This window comes from Hahella sp. HNIBRBA332 (assembly GCF_030719035.1).
Lineage (GTDB): Bacteria > Pseudomonadota > Gammaproteobacteria > Pseudomonadales > Oleiphilaceae > Hahella.
Genome location: NZ_CP132203.1, coordinates 2871576 through 2889044 on the forward strand (window position 1 = coordinate 2871576; position 17469 = coordinate 2889044).

Sequence of the window (17469 nt, forward strand, 5' to 3'; positions counted from 1 at the left end):
TATTATCGAACAGGATAGGCAGTAATTAGATTTCCTGCTTTATCTGTAATCACTTTCATTCGGCTAGTAGCCCCTCCACCATGGTTGAGAGATGCATTTCCAATTGTACGGCCAGTATCGACAACCCGGACAAACTGCCCTCCTCCTATATCCGTAACAGGCGAGTTCACAACGTTCTTACTTTGAAGTACATTTTTAAGCTCTGATGGTGTTATAGAAAATATTGATCTATTATTTTCTAGTGACCTATTAAAATGCTGGTCCACAACATGATCAAATCCAGCTGAAACCGGATGCCCACTTCTTCTTTTTGGAGTTGTTCGTGTATGTCCTTTTGCAAGATTTATTCTAGTTTGCACCCGACCAGGACTGCTAGTTAAATCACAGACGACGGAGTTGTGAACCCAAATTCCGCCATTTCCAACAAAGTAATTATGATTACCCTCAACTGTAATGTTAAAGGTTGGCTGCCTTTCCAATAGATAACTTAGAGAAATAACTTCAAAAGAATGGCCATCAAAAGTTGTTAGCTTGTCACCTTCTTCCAGCTTATCAGCCCTAGACCAGGATTCACCTTCAACCCAAATAGGATGTTCTGGAGTCGTATTTATCTCTTCCTGATGTCCTTCGGAATCCCTTACTGTAATAGTTACAATCTGCTTGTCTTGATTCTGGATAGTATTCAGAACCATTCTAAGCTGCGTTTCTCCTGTTATCTCATCCCTGGCATATACTTGGTCGCCGACTTCAATCTCTTCAATGGCGACCTTCCCTTCAGCTGTCTCAACCAGAGTGCCAGCGACAAAACACTGACAGGCCGGACCGGTATTGTTTTTGGTGCCAGAAGTTTTATTGCCTTTGCTGAGATTAGACGTCTTTCTTGAGCGCGTAAGCCTGCTGATACCTTTGGCCGGACCGCCCCAAGGGATAAAGCCTGCTGCGAAGTCTACAAAGCGGTACATGCCGGAGCACATATTGACGCCACCGTCAATGCCCAGCCAGTTTCTGATTTCCTGCCCAGAGACGAGGCCACCACTCACTGTGGAAATAGCATTATCACCAATGGCAGCAGCGCCATCCACAAAACCTTGAGGTAAGGGTATTGGGTAGCCGTCCTCATCTTTTGGTGAAATTAAATCGAAAAACTTATCAGTTATCTCATAATAGTCAGTTCCATAAGGATCGAAAGCCATTAGCGGACTTAACCGGGAGTACGCGTACCTGTTCAAGCCTCCGCCAATACCGAGGGGATCAGCCTGGATATAGCGGCCTATATCGGGATCGTAATCCCGCATAAAGTTATGGTGGAAACCGGTTTCTTTATCGAAATACTGGCCGGGTAAACGCAGATTGTTTTCTACTTTGGCGGTTACAACTTCCGCTTCGCCAAACGCGTCGTAACGACCTTCCCAGACCGTCTCGCCATTGGGTTTGATCAAACGGGTAGGCGTGCCCAGATGGTCCACTTGATAGTAATAAATCTCCCCTTTTTCGCGCATGAACAGGGGATCGCTCATCCAGGTACTGGTAGGCAGGTAGTGATACTCTTTGAGCAGATTACCTGAGGCGTCGTATTCCGCCATCAACCCTGAGAAGTTGTACAGGAAATAAGTGCGCTCGCCAGCTACCTCCTTCCATAAGCGGCGTCCGAATGGATCATAGCCGTATTCGGCAATCACCGTCCCGGCGCCAGATTCGACGCGCACCAAACGTTCGTCGGCGCTGTAGATGTAACGATATTCTGGATTCTCTCCGGTAGCGTCCGCGCCTTTGCTGATTAAATGGCCGTTGGCGTCGTAGTGATAATAAACTTCACCCTGACGCACCAGTTGGTTGGCGTCGTTATACTCCAGTTCCTCAGTGACAACCTCAGTGTCACTAGAGCCGCTCTTACGACTCAAGCGGTTGCCTGCTGCGTCGTAGGTATAAGCCTGATCAGTCAGTTCCGGGGTGGATTGGGGATAATCGACTGACTCCAGACGGTTCAGGTTGTCATAGCCGTATGTGTAATCGCCGTGGTCAGTCGAAAGGTTGGTGATATTGCCGGAGCCATCGTAGCCATAGACCGCACGCATAATGACATTGCTGGCGGGGTCAAGCAGCTTGTTTTCCGTAAAGGCCATCAGACCGTTGTAGTTGCGCTCAATGCTCGCGCCGCCCGGGAAGGTGATGGAAGTCGGCTGTCCCCAGTTGTAGCTATTGAATGTAATAACGCCCGCGCCCGGTACCGTCACCGTAGATATTTTACCCACCCCGTTGTAGCCATACTCATAGGTCAGGCTTTCAGGGTTGGTATAGCTGTCCACTACCCCGTTTTCGTCGTAGGTATAGGCGATGGTTTTGCTGAATGGACCATAATTGACCGTCGCCTCAGCGAGATGACCCAATTCGTCGCGACGGTAAACAGCAGAAGTCTCGCCATCGCTGTAGCTCTTCAGCAGGCCCAGCTCGTCATAGGCGAAATTAACGACCTTGCGCGCCAGGGCGGCGTCTTTATTGACAAAGTACTCCAGCCGTTTTAGCTGATCCGCCTCGTCGTAGGTGTATACCAGCTTCTCTCCGATGGGAGTGATAACCTGCGCAAGGTTGCCATTAGGGTCATAGCTGTAAGTGCGTCGATGTTCAACGCCCTCGACCACAAAGACTTCGGCTTTGATAAAACCGTTAGTATCATATTCCAGTCGCGCTTCCCGATTTTCCGGGTCAATGACTTTAATCAGGTTGCTGCGATGGTCATAGAAAAACTGAGTCAATCCCCCGTCCGCGTCTTTCAAAACGCTTACCCGGCCCAGTTCATCGTACTCATAGGAAACAGAACGGCCGCCTGCGACGATTTTTTTGGTCAACTGCCCCAGCACGTCATATTCAAAGCTGGTGACGGAGCTTTGCCCATCGTACTCCGTAGTGACCTGCTCAATCAGACGCTGATTATTGTAGGAAAACTTCTGCGTTAAGGTGGGATACCGAACTTCTTTCAGAAGCTGGTTATCATAAACATACTCAACCCTGTTCCCCTCGCCATCCACAAACTCCAGCGGCTCGCCAAACATTCCATTGCGAATATAACCAACGGATTTCCCGGCAGAAGCAATGCGGGTCGTATTGGTTTTGGGATCAGTTTTGTGTTCCGCCTTCTGATTTAACTGGTCTTTGACTTCTTCCCACTGATTAAGCGCATTATATGTAAAAGAAGTTTTGCTTTTATTAGGCGCAGTTTCGGTAATGACATTGCCCACTTTATCGTAGATGTAACTGGTCGTCCGGGAGAGCGGATCGGTTACGGATAACAGGTTGCCGGCATCGTCATATTCAAAGGTATAGGTATAGCCCCGCGGGGTGGTCATGGTCTTAACATTGCCCATGACGTCGTAGGTATATAAAGTCTCATAGCCTTCGCTATCGACTTGTTTGATATTGTTGCCGCGGTCGTCGAAGTATGAATATCTGCTGAATGCTTCACCTACTTTCCCACTGTAGGTGGCTTTTGTCATATCATCCGTATGCGCAAATGTAACGCTACTGGCCACATCCGTGCCCACTGCCAGATTTGCGGACGCCATTCTGCCCGCGGAATCATAACTGTATGTTGAGCGAATACCGGCCTTATTGGTATGCGAGGTTACATAGTCAAATCTTGCATCATAAGTACTGCTGACTTCCTCACCATCTGGATAGACCTTCTTAATGGGATTGCCCCAATGGTCCTCAAGAATGGCGGTCCGTTTTCCATATACATCCGTTAAAGTGCGAATGCCGGTTTCATAAGAATAGTGAACAGTTGAGAACTGCTTCCCATTTATTTTTTCAGAATATATTTCCCTTCCATAACTCTTTTTGGGGTCCTTTGCGACACTGTCAAAAAGAGCTTTTACCTTTAAGACAGAGGTGGATTTAGGCTTTGGTGAAGAACCGCTTCCACCCTGTGAGACAAAGTAGACTTTCTGCTCTTGCTCAGGATCATTATCCAGAATTTTCTGATCAATAACCGTTCCGTCCACACCGCGAGTAGTGAACAGATACATCTTGTACTTTTTATCATATCCGTATTCATAGGCTATACTGCTGCCATCGGCATATACAATCTGATCGACTCGACGATCTTCATAGCCGTATGTCGTTACATTACTCTCAGGATCAATTCGCCGATTCAGGTCACCATCATCATTATATTCATATCGCCACTCATACCCCCTTACATCAATAACCGAAGTAAGATGACCATTAGTGTAGTGATAACTGACTGTTCGCCCTGTATAGTCGGTGGCGGACTTTACCAGACCACTTTTTTCATCAACATAGCTAAGGGAGTATAAGGTGCGATCAAGAGTATCTTTAACCTCAGCGACTCTTCCCGCTTCATCACGCTTAAAATATATTTCATTGCCTTCGGCATCTCCATATTTAAGCATGACCCCTTCGGAGTCATAGGTAATCCACTCTCCTTCCCTGTTATGCCAAATGTAGCCAGTCGGAGTGGCCTCTATATAATTGCCGCCATAGCCAAATCGCTTTTGTCCCTTGACGTGTTCATACTTTGTGTCGCCGCGTTTAATATAGTCCCAACGTAAATAGTGCTCTTCTGGCTTAAGCGGCGTTTCAACGACCTTATCCAGCTTTAGACTGTTCGTACCATTACTGCCATATCCTCCATTGGCGACATCAAGCACCAGCTTTACTTCATTTTTTTTGAGCTTAAGTCTGTCCCAACGCTCATTCCAGGTCCACCCACGACCATCTTTGTAAACGCGGGAGAGTCGTACAGGGCTCCCCTTAGACTGGACCCAGAAATCCATTTCCCGCAGATTGAATCCACCAGTGTGATACGCCTGCTCTTCAAGCAGCACAATGCCAGGAGCCGCATAAGCGCCATTAGAGCTCACCAGCAGCAAAAGGGCTAGAACCACTTGAGTCAGTCTGGCGCAATAACTTTTAAACAATGAGTCGAACACGTGTTTTCTCTTTACTTCAATCTGATTTACTACTTTTCCCATTACACTCATTACCCTGTCATGAACCTGACTCGGTACCGCTGCCGCCGCCACAGTTACCGTCCCCATCGCCACAAAATCCACTGCCGACACCTTGCGATGTGGCGGGCTCTGGCGAAACAGAGGTTCCAGAACCAAAGTCGCCATAATCTCCCGACCATATTCCCCCGCCTAACGTAAACGGGCTATCGCCACCTTCACCACAGGATGAACCTCCCGCCGCATTATGGTTTATGCCAGCATTTCCTTTGGCGACATTCCCGTTGGCGCAAGGGGAAGAGAAACTTATATCCGAGTTGTAGTTATGGTTCGCACATCCGGCGCCGCTGGCGTCGCCGTCTGCGCTGGGATCAAAGTCCTGAAGCGCGATAATGCGATAAGGCACAACCACTACTTGTCCGGGGAATAAGGTGTCAGGAATCTCTCCGAAGTATTCGAAACGCGCGAAGTTATCGCCCTTGGTCAGATTTGACTTCACATCTTCCGCCGCGACCAAGCCATAGTTCGTCAAACTGAACTCGCCCTGGAACACCTCGCCTTTCTTCATCATTGGCAGGTTGACCGACATGGGTTCGAACAGGACAACCGGGGCTGGGACGTTGGTTTCGTAGGTGGCGTTCAACACCACTTCGTAACGGTCTTCCAGGGTGATTTCACGCACGGAGAATTCCACCGAGATCAGTTTGTTCATCAGGAACACTTCTTCACTGGTCACCGCGCCCGAGCGCACCCAGATACGTCCGCTTACGCTGTCATGATCAAACGCGCTGGCCCGATAGGTATAAGAGCCAGTGGAGAGGTTCTCCAGGAAACCATCGCCGAACTCATCGGTGTAGATTTCATAGGTTTCGCTGAGCACGTCTTCGTTCTGCAGCGAGATGCGCACTTTCGCCAGCCCCGGAATCAAGCCGCCGTTTTCAGCCTTGGTGGCGGTGTATATATCCGAAGTATGGAAATGCACGCCGCCGAAGGTGGAGTCCGTCACCGCCACATCTACAATGTAAGGCTGGGTCGGCAAATTATCGCCCTGGATCAACACCTTAAAGCGGTAGTCGCCTTTAGGCACAGTCGCATCGGGACGGAACGCCAACTGGATAGTGCGCGACTCATTCACCGCAATATTCCCCAGACTGCGATCGCCAACGATACGCACCCACTCAGGAGCTGGCGCATCGTATTGATCCACCAGAGACAGGCGTGCATTGGTCAATGTTTCCAGGCCGCCGTTGGTTACCTTAAAGGTTTCCCCTTGCTCATCTCCCAGCTTGACGCCAGTGGTGATGTAGCTTGGCGATACCTTCGCCAACGGCGCCGCCGCTGACAGATAATATTGCACCGTCAGCAACGCCAAAGGCTGCTCCTGGTTGTCCGTCATAACCTTGAAGTAAAGACGTCCATTTTCTGGAGCCAGATTATCACCCGTCAGCTTCAGCTTGAGATAACCCGTAGTATTCGGCGCGATAGCCTCCAGCGTGGAGCTGCTGACTTGCAGTCCATCCGCCATTGGTTTTGGCTGTCCGTCTTCATCCAGCTCCGCCGCCCACTCCAGACGCACATTGGTCAACTGCGTACTGAAACCGGCTTTGACGCGCACGTCCATGCCATATTCATAGTTTCTGGGCACAGACACCTTGTATATGGCAGGGGCCACAGATGCGCCCTCTACAATAAAACGGCCGTGTTCCGGACGATCCAACTTGTCAGGATGGACAATAGAAACCACATACTCTCCGGTATCATTGATAGTTGGCGTGTAGGTGAACTCGAACTGGCCTTGCACATCCGTAAAGGCAGCGTATTGGCGCTCAAACCCGCGCACCTTCATCGCCACCGTCAATATGGCGTTGGCCATCGGTTCATTGCTGGCGCGATCAATCGCACGTCCCTTGATTGTCACGGTTTCACCAGCGAACGCTTTGGCGGGCTCTACAGACGTCAGCTCACCGTAATAAGGCGTCTCCTGTAACGTCACTACTTGAGACGCGCGTGTACCAGCGATCGCAACATGCGTATCGCGGCCAACCTGGTAGTGCAGCTTGTCAATCTCCAGACGCAGCAACGCTGACTCCGGGACAGAAGACGACACAGGCACGTCGAAGTATTCCGTGACGTACTCGCCGCCCGCTGGAATACGCGCCACTGTGGAGCGGTCCGTGGTGGTGACGACATCTCCAGTCACTTGCTTGATAGAGGTCGCGCCATACACGTTGCCAGCGAAGTCCTCAAGGATAAAGCGAATGTCCGGTGAGGCGTTCTTGCCGCTGTTCGCCGCCATGAGAATCTCAGACTCCACATCGCTGACATTTTCCAGTCTGAAACGTGCTTTTCCAGTTGCGCCGCGAACGAAGTTCAGTGTCTCCAGTGTGGCCACCAGCGCAGACTGGCCAACGGCTACCTGGCGCCACTGACGAATCTCTACGTTCTCACCCGCCTGCGGCGACCACAGAATGCTGATATCGAGATCCGCAAACGCATCCAGAGACTGATATCCGCCGATGACAACACCCACGTCGGAGAAGCTTCCCGGTTCAACAGCGAAGTAGTCCGAGTAGTGAGACTTGGCGGCTCCCGCGACGTTCACCGTCACTTTCAAGCGCGCGCGTTCAATCTTGGTCACGCCGCTATTAGCGACGCGGAACAACACTCGGTTCATGACGCCACGCTTGATCGGCTCAACGCTATTTTCAGACTCGTCAGCAGGCTTCAAATCAACGCTCAGCGCGGGCAGCAAAAGACTGTGGCCAATGCTTTCCTTGCCTTGGTTGTCTTTCGCCACGACAGTGTAGAAGCGCTCTTCCACCGAGCCGGAGCTGAACTCACCCGCGTTGTAACCCAGATCTTCATAATCCGCGTTAGTCAGCAGATCAGCATTGAGCTTGACGCGATCTGCGTCATCGCCAACGTAAATATCGTATCCAGCGATACTGGCGCCATTGTGGCTCCAGTTGACCACCGGGCGGCTGTCGTTTTCCAGCAACACGCTCAATTGATTAACAGGCAGCAAATCTGCATTTACATACTGGGTGTTGGAAGGCGCAGACTCATTACCTGCGCTATCCACCGCCGTCACCACATACAGGTGTTCAGTTTCTGACGGTTTGCTATCCAGCGCGATCTCTTTCGGGAGATTTTCCTGAAGCGCTGCAACGTCAGAGAGATCAATATCCTCCGCCGTTTCCGGCAGGTTCAGTCGATAGACGTTGTAACGCAGACCATCCCCTGCAGGCGCTTGCCATTGCAGATATACGCCGGAACCGCTCAGCCTGGCTTGCAGGCTGGCTGGCGCTGTTGGCGCCGTCGCATCCGCGTTAATCGTCACTGGGACGCCGGGGGCGCTGACTGTTGTCTGTCCGTTTTCACTTCGTAAAGAAGCGATGGCGTACTGATATTCGCCATCAGCTAAAGGCGTCGGCTCGCCGTCGATGTAGCTTTCCGTCAACACGTCGTCGAATCGCTTCCATTCTGACAATTCAACTTCACCAGGAGCTTTACGATACAACGCATATCCCGCCGCACTGCCCACCAGACTCCAGTTCAAGGCAACTCGTCCGCCAGGTAAGGCTTTGCCCGTCAACTGATCCGGCGCGCCCAACGGAGGCAACTCACCTTGATAAACCTGGAAGCGTATATGCGCTGGCACAGGCTTGGCGGCGTTACCCAGATCATCCTGGGCGGAAAGTAAAAAGCCGAGTTGTTCCGCGTTGGGCTGACCATCCTGATCCTGCCCCGCCGTCAACGGCAATCGCATGCGCCCAACATAGACTGGGCGTCCTTCCTGGGAAGATCCGTCTTTGCTCAGCGTAATGCCGTCCTGATAATCAGCAATAACCGTTGGCGCGCCATTTTCCTCAATAAACGGAACCAGTTTCGGTTCCTCTCCTGGATTGACGTCATCCGCCAGGGTCAGGACAACTTCAACTTCTTTGCCGGCCGGATCATCGTTACGAATCGGCGCAGCGGGGTTGACTGTCAAAGTACGGACATCCGGCCCTTGCGTATCAATGCGCAGATCGCCGCCGCTTACCACTAGTGATCCACGATTGCCGACACTATCAAACGCCGCCAGCACAGGCGTCACCACACCAGTAGGCGTAGTAGCTTCGATTTCAAACTGGCCGCGGTATAAAAGCTCATCATCAAAATCCCGCTCCAGCTCTACTGTCAGCGGCAAGGCATTTTCCATCGCCAATGCAAAGTATGGGGGGTTACGCAAAGGCTCATCGAAGGTTACGGTCAGATCCACCAGGCCAGGACCAAATCGGCCGCTCGCTTCATCTTTGGCGCCGTACGCCATGTACTCAACTTTGATCGCCTTTGGCGCTTCGCTGTCAGCCCTTGCTTCTACGCTCTCGGATAGTTCACTCAGGCTACCCAGCTCATTGACGCTGGCCACGCGATAGAAATAAACACCATCGGTGAAAGGAACATCCGTATAACTGGTTCCAGTAATCAGCTTCTGATTTACCGGCGCGCCAGCTTCAGCAATCGTGCTAAATGAATCGGTAGAACGATACAGGTTATACCCTTTCACTCTGGGGTCATTGACCGGCATCCAGCCCAGCGCCACTTTCCCCAGCGCTTTTCCAACCGTCGACAAACTCTGCGGCGCGTTCGGCAGTGTGTCGTCCAGAGTCACGGACAGAGCGTCGCTGGCGGCGCTCACCTTGGTGCGCCCAACGTAGGTCGCCTTGGCGGCGATCTCATTCACGCCATTCTGCAAAGACACCACGCCAGAGAACACGCCCGCTTCCGCAACACTATACGTTTCACCTTGCGCTTCACCGTTCACGAACAACTGAACCAAAGTATTTGCAGTTGCAGTTCCCGCCACATCGACTTCAACCTTGTTGGTGGTGACGCCGTTGAGCGGCGCGGTCAACTGTGGGGCCGACGGCGCGGCCAAATCAACGCTGACAGGAATATCCTTGATCTGCGTGACATTATTGAGATTGTCATAGACGGACACACTGATCGTGTGAGCGCCGTCAGTCTCTCCCGCCAGCAACCAGGCGCGCTCAAAGTCAGGATCAGCGTTCAGATCCATTCCCCAGCTCTCGCCATCCTTCTCAAATTCAACTCGACTGACGCCGGCAGGGTCATTGGCTTTTACAACGACCTTTCCATCCATCGTCAACGTCGAGCCGCTCAGCTGCGCGGAACCATTCGCACTGACAAATTCGACAGATACAATCTCAGGGCCGACGTTATCTTCTTCCGGCTTGCCTGTCACAGCAGCCACTTGCGTTTCTTCACCGCCAGAGAGGTTCACAGCCGTCACGGCCACGTAATAGGTCACACCGTTAGACAGACCTGCAATGTTGCGTGTGAGCGCGCTGCCGCTGACGGTTGTTTTGGGAGCCATGCCTGCAACACTGGAAAATACGGCGTCTTGCGCATAGATACGATATTCCTTTACCAGATTGGCAGGCTGGGAGGCTTGCCAGCTTACCTTCAACTGACCGCTTAACGGATCAGTCGTCACGCCTGCTGGGTTAGCCAACAGCGTCACGCCAGGATTAGATACAGCATCGGACTCATTGCCAGCAAGATCATAAGCTGTAATGCGAATCGGGTTCGCAGTAGCAGCTTGTAAGCCTTCGACTTTAAGGCCCACACGTCCATCGGAAATATTCGCTGAGGCCAGCGGAATATCTTTAACCTCTTCGCTCCCCGCCTTGTTTACATAGACTCTGTAACCCGCCAAATCGCCCGCAGCGTTCGCATGTTGCGCCCAGGACAGATCGATGGAAGTTGATGCGGAAAGCGCTCGTAATTCAGCGATAGGTTCTGGTTTGACAATATCTTCAGGCGTAACTGCCTGAGCGGTTACAGCCGCTCTCTTCAGACCTGCTGCATCCTCCGCCACAACAGCCACATAAACTGTCGCGCCACGCATCAGGCCGGCGAGTTTGAATGTCTTGGCGCCAGATGAGGTTGACGCCGCCGGGGTCATTCCTGCGATATCAGAGAAGTTCGAGCCTGATACATAAATATGGTAAGCAGCGATGTCATTACCGTTGGCGAACTCGTCGTAAACGCTCCAATCCAGCGCCGCCTCCGTTCCGTTACCTTTTCCATTCACGGTCAACGCCACTTGCCCTGGCGCCGCATCATCGAAACGAATGTTGGCGATGGTGGGTGTGCTGGCGTTACCGGCCAAGTCACGCAGAGTAAATGGCAAAAGGTTGTCGCCAGATACCAGCGCCGCACTGTACTGCCAGGTTGTATCGGCGTTGGGTTTTATAATCTCAGTTTCACCGAGCCATACTCCTGAACCGGCTTCTTTCGTGCCTTTAAACAAATACTGATTAATCGTTGTTACTTCAGGATAAGCCTGCAACGTCACCGAAGCGGGAGGAACATTATCCAATTCAAAAACGTAATCCTTGGCAATGGACGTATTACCAGCAATGTCCTTAATTTCAGGCCGCACTTTGTAGTGTCCAGACAACAAAGTTGAAGCAGGGACAAATATAAGCTCATCGCCTTCAATTCTGGCATCGCCGGAAATCACCACGCCATCGCGCAGCAGCGTCATGGATGAAGTTGATGCATCGACATTTTCTTCAATGAAGCGGATACGAATCTGCTCTGGAGCGACGTTGATGAGGTCGCCAGGAGTCACTGCCAAAATCTGAGGCAAAGTCAAATCCACCTGGAATGAGAGATTTATCTCTTCAGATGAATTACCAGCTTCGTCTCTGGCGGAAATAACAAGAGTGTTAGTTCCCTCAGACAGAGAGTAATCAACGGCCCAAGCCCCCTCACCGTAACTTTTTACTTCTCTTCCATTTATCCAGACAGCGACGTTCGCTGATGTTTCACCAGTTAAAGTCACTACGTCCTGATTGAGTTGATACGTTTCACCCGCGCCATGAGAAATAACACTGACAGGCGCAGGAGGAGTACGGTCTACAGTAAATTCATGGCGATATTGATCTGCAAGTTCCCCTGTCGTCCCGTTACCGTTCTGGTCCATTCCTTCACCAGTAGCGGCAAGAATCCCCGGTCCGACCAGGAGGCTATACTTGCCTTCCTGCAGCTCCCCGTCCCAGGTCACACGGTAGGTCACCGCATTCTGCTTTTCAATCTGCAGAATGTTGCGCGCTACGCCAAGACTGTCGATAAGGGAAACATCTTCGATTGTGAAAGAGGTTGGATCAATTTCGTTAATAAACTCTATATCAACCCAAGTATCTCTGGATGCAGTGAACTTATCCAAACCTGTTCTTTTTACAGCAGTAGGCGTTTTTACGTGGGATGTGTAAACAGAGCCCTTCGCGGCTTCGCCTTCATATCCGCCGGACGCCATAATCTGAGCGGCAGGGGAAAAACCATTGATATTCTGGTAGTAAAGCGCTATCCGTCCACCACCGCCATGGCCTTTAGATTGATTTCCTGAGGAACCTGATGCTGAGATGATCCCCTCACCAGAAATGGTGCGTACATTAACCAGAAGAGAGCCGCCGCTGGCGCCAGCTGTATTCAGTTCCGCCACACCGCCATTCGCACGAATATCACCTTCTAAGATCAGCTCATCTACATGAAGCTTTAACGCCCCTCCCCCCAAAGAGAAGCCTGCGCCATTCACCCCACGACCACCAATACCATAGGCCGCAGGTTCTAACTTATCGCCAAATACCGGGTTCGTCGCAGCGTCAGTTTCCGTGTCAATATCGCCAGCGCCACCGTATGAGCCGCCGGCATCACCGATAACGTCATTGGTTGGCGGCAAACCCAGGCCCGAGACATCTATCAAGGCGCCGTGGTCTATCGCCAATCGCCCAATATTCCATTCAGGTATCGGCTGCGACTCGGATGTAGCCGCCGAGGTAGTCATAATCGCACCTTCGGTCAGCCTTACTTCTCCGAAGTCATGCTTTCCAAGCACCGTTAAGGTTGCGCCTTTAACCAGCAGGCTTTTATTGCGATAGCTGTCATCGTCAGCAGCGATGATCGTATCCCTGTCAATGACTTCATCCACAACTTCCATTTGAAAGTTAACGCGGAACTTATCGTCATCGGGTTCCCCAGATACGCCATCACGATCCTGATCCATCAAGCCGCCGCCAGTCCCCTTAATCTCAGGGCCGATTTCCAGAGAATAATCTCCACGAACGCTTATGGGGGTTTCAAATAACACGCGAGCAGTAAGTGAGTCGACCATCGAAACAGAGGCGACTTGCACAGAGACCGGGCCAGCTATGTTAACGTCAGCTTTTGTGAAAGACGTTGAGTCTATGGGGTGCAGAAAGCGAATAGTTGCTTCCGTTAAAGGACTTGATAATAGAGCGCCATTAGCAGGCGAACTTCCGACAGCAACTACTGCCATGTTCTTTTGCTCTATGTGGACTGTGCCGTCTTCACCGGAACTCGCTCTATTCCCTAAACCACCTTTAGCCGCGACTTGTGATAATACAAACCCAGCATTGTCTTCGTAGTAGACAGCAACTCGACCACCACCGCCACCGCCGCCAAAATAAGTTGCATCTCCGCCGTTGGCGAAAATTGTCCCTTTGCCCTCAATCGTTCCAGTATTAATCCAAATTGACCCGCCACTACCGCCAGCCTCTTCAGTCCCTCCCTGCTTTCCATCCGCGCGAAGCACGCCATCAAGCTTGAGAGCGTGGGTCACCAGTTTTATGGCGCCGCCGCCACGAACAGAAGATGTGGATTTGCCGCGCCCGCCTGCGCCAAAGTCAATCGGATATCTTGAGTCGCCATAAACTGGCCCACTATTGCTTGAGGCGCCACTGCCGCCTTTCCCTCCGTAGCTTCCACCGGCCTGTGTCCCAGTCCCTTCGATATAATTTCGACCAAAACCAGTCACATCTATCGAAGAGGTTTCATCGATCGTGACACTATCAGCAACCCAATCGATTCCTCTAATCGATTCATCCACCGCACTGCCATGACGCACACGTGAATTATTCGCCAACAAAATATCCGTCCACCTCTGAACTTTGCTTCTAGGCGTTACAGTCGCGACAATGTACAAGCTGGAATCCATCGTTAAGCTGGAATCAGAGACCTCCAACTCACCTTCCTGCGCAACTTGGGAGTCTTTAAAAACTTGGGCTGCATTTTGAATCTTTCTATCGTGCCTAAAACCGATATTTGCTGACTGAACAACAACTCTGGAGAGGTCCGATACATCCTCAGAAATAATCGTCCGTTCACTGTTTTTGCTTTTGGAGGCTAATATCAGCTCTTTTCTATGCAAAGTCCGGTCTTCAAGGTAAACCGTACCTGCGCCACCAGATTCGCCTGTGTGACCCAACCCTCCTAAAGCAGTGACTGCTTCCAGGTTAAAGTCGATATTTTTGTCATAATAAACAGCAACACGACCGCCGCCTCCGCCGCCAGCATAATGCAAGGCATCTGCCCCATTAGCGGAAATTGATCCAGAACCGCTTAGCTCCCTAACATCAAGCCAAATTGAGCCGCCGCTTCCTCCGCCGAAGTAATTACTCCCTTTCCATCCGTCCGCGCGGATAGCCCCGTCCAGCCTTAATTGATTAACTTTTAGCTTTACCGCCCCACCACCCCGGGTGAATAGATCCCCATATCTGCCGCCCGAACCGAAGTCCACCGGATGCAAATAGCTGCCATACTCTTCTGCGCTTGCCCCATTGTTCTGATAGTGACCGCCACGCCCGCCATAGCTTCCGCCGGCCCAATCGCCGACTCCATCTATGAACTCTCCACCATAACCAGATACATTGATAGCAGAAGTGGCGTCCACGGACATCTTGTCAACAATCCAATCCAATCCTCGCTGGGAGCCTTCGGTGACATAATAGTGTCCTAAGGCTGAATTATTGCGAAGAGTGACTTCGCTCCAGCTCTGCACAACTCCTTTACGCGTCAACGTTGATATAGCAAGTAACCCTTGATCCATCGACAAAACAGCGTCTTTAGCTACAAGGTCGCCTTTAATATTAATAGCGGCAGAGTTCACTTCCAACGAACTCAGCAAAGATACATCCTCTGAAATCGTCGTTTGCTCACTCTGGAGTCCCAGGGACTCCAGTCGTAATATGGCCGTCTCCTGCCCGCGGTCGACAACATAAATCGTTCCAGCTCCGCCTGCTTTGGCGCCAGATCCGTTGCCAGCTCCGCCTTTGGCGTTAATCTGACTCAGAGGAAAATCAACATTTCTATCGTAATAAACAGCGATGCGACCGCCTCCACCGCCGCCTGCGGCAGAATACGCCCCTCCACCGTTGGCCTCTATTGAGCCTGTTCCGCTCAATTCTTCAATGTCCAGCCAAATAGAGCCGCCGCTACCTCCGCCAACGCCCGCTTGACTTGCCGGCTGCCCGTTCGCACGAACAACGCCGTCCAGCCTTAGCTTCCTCACCGCAAGCTTAATCGCTCCTCCGCCGTGAGTCGTAGAAGAGTTGTACCGGCCTCCCGCTCCAAACTCCTGAGGCCGCATATAACTGCCCCGCTCTTCCAGGCCCAGTAAGCTTCCGCCATAACGTCCGCCTCGACCACCGTAACTACCGCCTGTCTGATTTTTCGCGCCATCCAGAAAGGTTGCTCCCCGCCCCCTAACATCCACTGCGGAACTCTGGTCCACCTGCATTGTGTCTACGCGCCAGTCAATCCCTCTTACCGAGTTTTCGCTTACAAAGTTATGACTCAACAACGAATTATTAATCAGGACAACGTCCGCCCAGCTTTGCTCTTTGCTCAAAGGGGTTATAGTGGGAAGAAAAAGCTGACTTTTATCCAGCTTGAGAGACGAGCCAATGGCTTCAAGCTCACCTTCTTGATGCACCACAGAATCAATGTAAACCTGAGGCGTATTTCGAATCGTTCTAGCGTGCTGAAATTTAACATTCGCTGAGTTCACTTCCAACGAACTCAGTGAGGACACATCCTCTGAAATCGTCGTTTGCTCACTCTGGGGTCCCAGGGACTCCAGTCGTAATATGGCCGTCTCCTGCCCGCGGTCGACAACATAAATCGTTCCAGCTCCGCCTGCTTTGGCGCCAGATCCGTTGCCAGCTCCGCCTTTGGCGTTAATCTGACTCAGAGGAAAATCAACATTTCTATCGTAATAAACAGCGATGCGACCGCCTCCACCGCCGCCTGCGGCAGAATACGCCCCTCCACCGTTGGCCTCTATTGAGCCTGTTCCGCTCAATTCTTCAATGTCCAGCCAAATAGAGCCGCCGCTACCTCCGCCAACGCCCGCTTGACTTGCCGGCTGCCCGTTCGCACGAACAACGCCGTCCAGCCTTAGCTTCCTCACCGCAAGCTTAATCGCTCCTCCGCCGTGAGTCGTAGAAGAGTTGTACCGGCCTCCCGCTCCAAACTCCTGAGGCCGCATATAACTGCCCCGCTCTTCCAGGCCCAGTAAGCTTCCGCCATAACGTCCGCCTCGACCACCGTAACTACCGCCTGTCTGATTTTTCGCGCCATCCAGAAAGGTTGCTCCCCGCCCCCTAACATCCACTGCGGAACTCTGGTCCACCTGCATTGTGTCTACGCGCCAGTCAATCCCTCTTACCGAGTTTTCGCTTACAAAGTTATGACTCAACAACGAATTATTAATCAGGACAACGTCCGCCCAGCTTTGCTCTTTGCTCAAAGGGGTTATAGTGGGAAGAAAAAGCTGACTTTTATCCAGCTTGAGAGACGAGCCAATGGCTTCAAGCTCACCTTCTTGATGCACCACAGAATCAATGTAAACCTGAGGCGTATTTCGAATCGTTCTAGCGTGCTGAAATTTAACATTCGCTGAGTTCACTTCCAACGAACTCAGTGAGGACACATCCTCTGAAATCGTCGTTTGCTCACTCTGGGGTCCCAGGGACTCCAGTCGTAATATGGCCGTCTCCTGCCCGCGGTCGACAACATAAATCGTTCCAGCTCCGCCTGCTTTGGCGCCAGATCCGTTGCCAGCTCCGCCTTTGGCGTTAATCTGACTCAGAGGAAAATCAACATTTCTATCGTAATAAACAGCGATGCGACCGCCTCCACCGCCGCCTGCGGCAGAATACGCCCCTCCACCGTTGGCCTCTATTGAGCCTGTTCCGCTCAATTCTTCAATGTCCAGCCAAATAGAGCCGCCGCTACCTCCGCCAACGCCCGCTTGACTTGCCGGCTGCCCGTTCGCACGAACAACGCCGTCCAGCCTTAGCTTCCTCACCGCAAGCTTAATCGCTCCTCCGCCGTGAGTCGTAGAAGAGTTGTACCGGCCTCCCGCTCCAAACTCCTGAGGCCGCATATAACTGCCCCGCTCTTCTAGGCCCAGTAAGCTTCCGCCATAACGTCCGCCTCGACCACCGTAACTACCGCCTGTCTGATTTTTCGCGCCATCCAGAAAGGTTGCTCCCCGTCCGACCAAATCGATGGACGACGTTGAATCAACAAATAGAACGCCTTCAATATTCATATCGAGCTTGCTGGCGGATTCCACAGTATGGGTAACCGAAGCGCTATTTCTAAGCTGTAAAGAATTAAACTT

Annotated in this window: 2 protein-coding genes; both read right to left on the minus strand. The window is 51.7% G+C overall.

Annotated features, from left to right (window positions below):
* Positions 1-2 precede the first annotated feature (2 nt).
* The gene (locus tag O5O45_RS12815) at positions 3-5126 is read right to left on the minus strand and encodes a polymorphic toxin-type HINT domain-containing protein (protein ID WP_305906203.1); all 5124 of its coding nucleotides are present in this window, start codon (positions 5124-5126) and stop codon (positions 3-5) included.
* Positions 5008-17397: a hypothetical protein gene (locus tag O5O45_RS12820; protein WP_305905615.1), complete on the minus strand. Its 12390-nt coding sequence runs from the start codon at positions 17395-17397 to the stop codon at positions 5008-5010. Before O5O45_RS12820 ends, O5O45_RS12815 begins: the two co-directional genes overlap by 119 nt.
* Between the last annotated feature and the right edge of the window lie 72 nt (positions 17398-17469).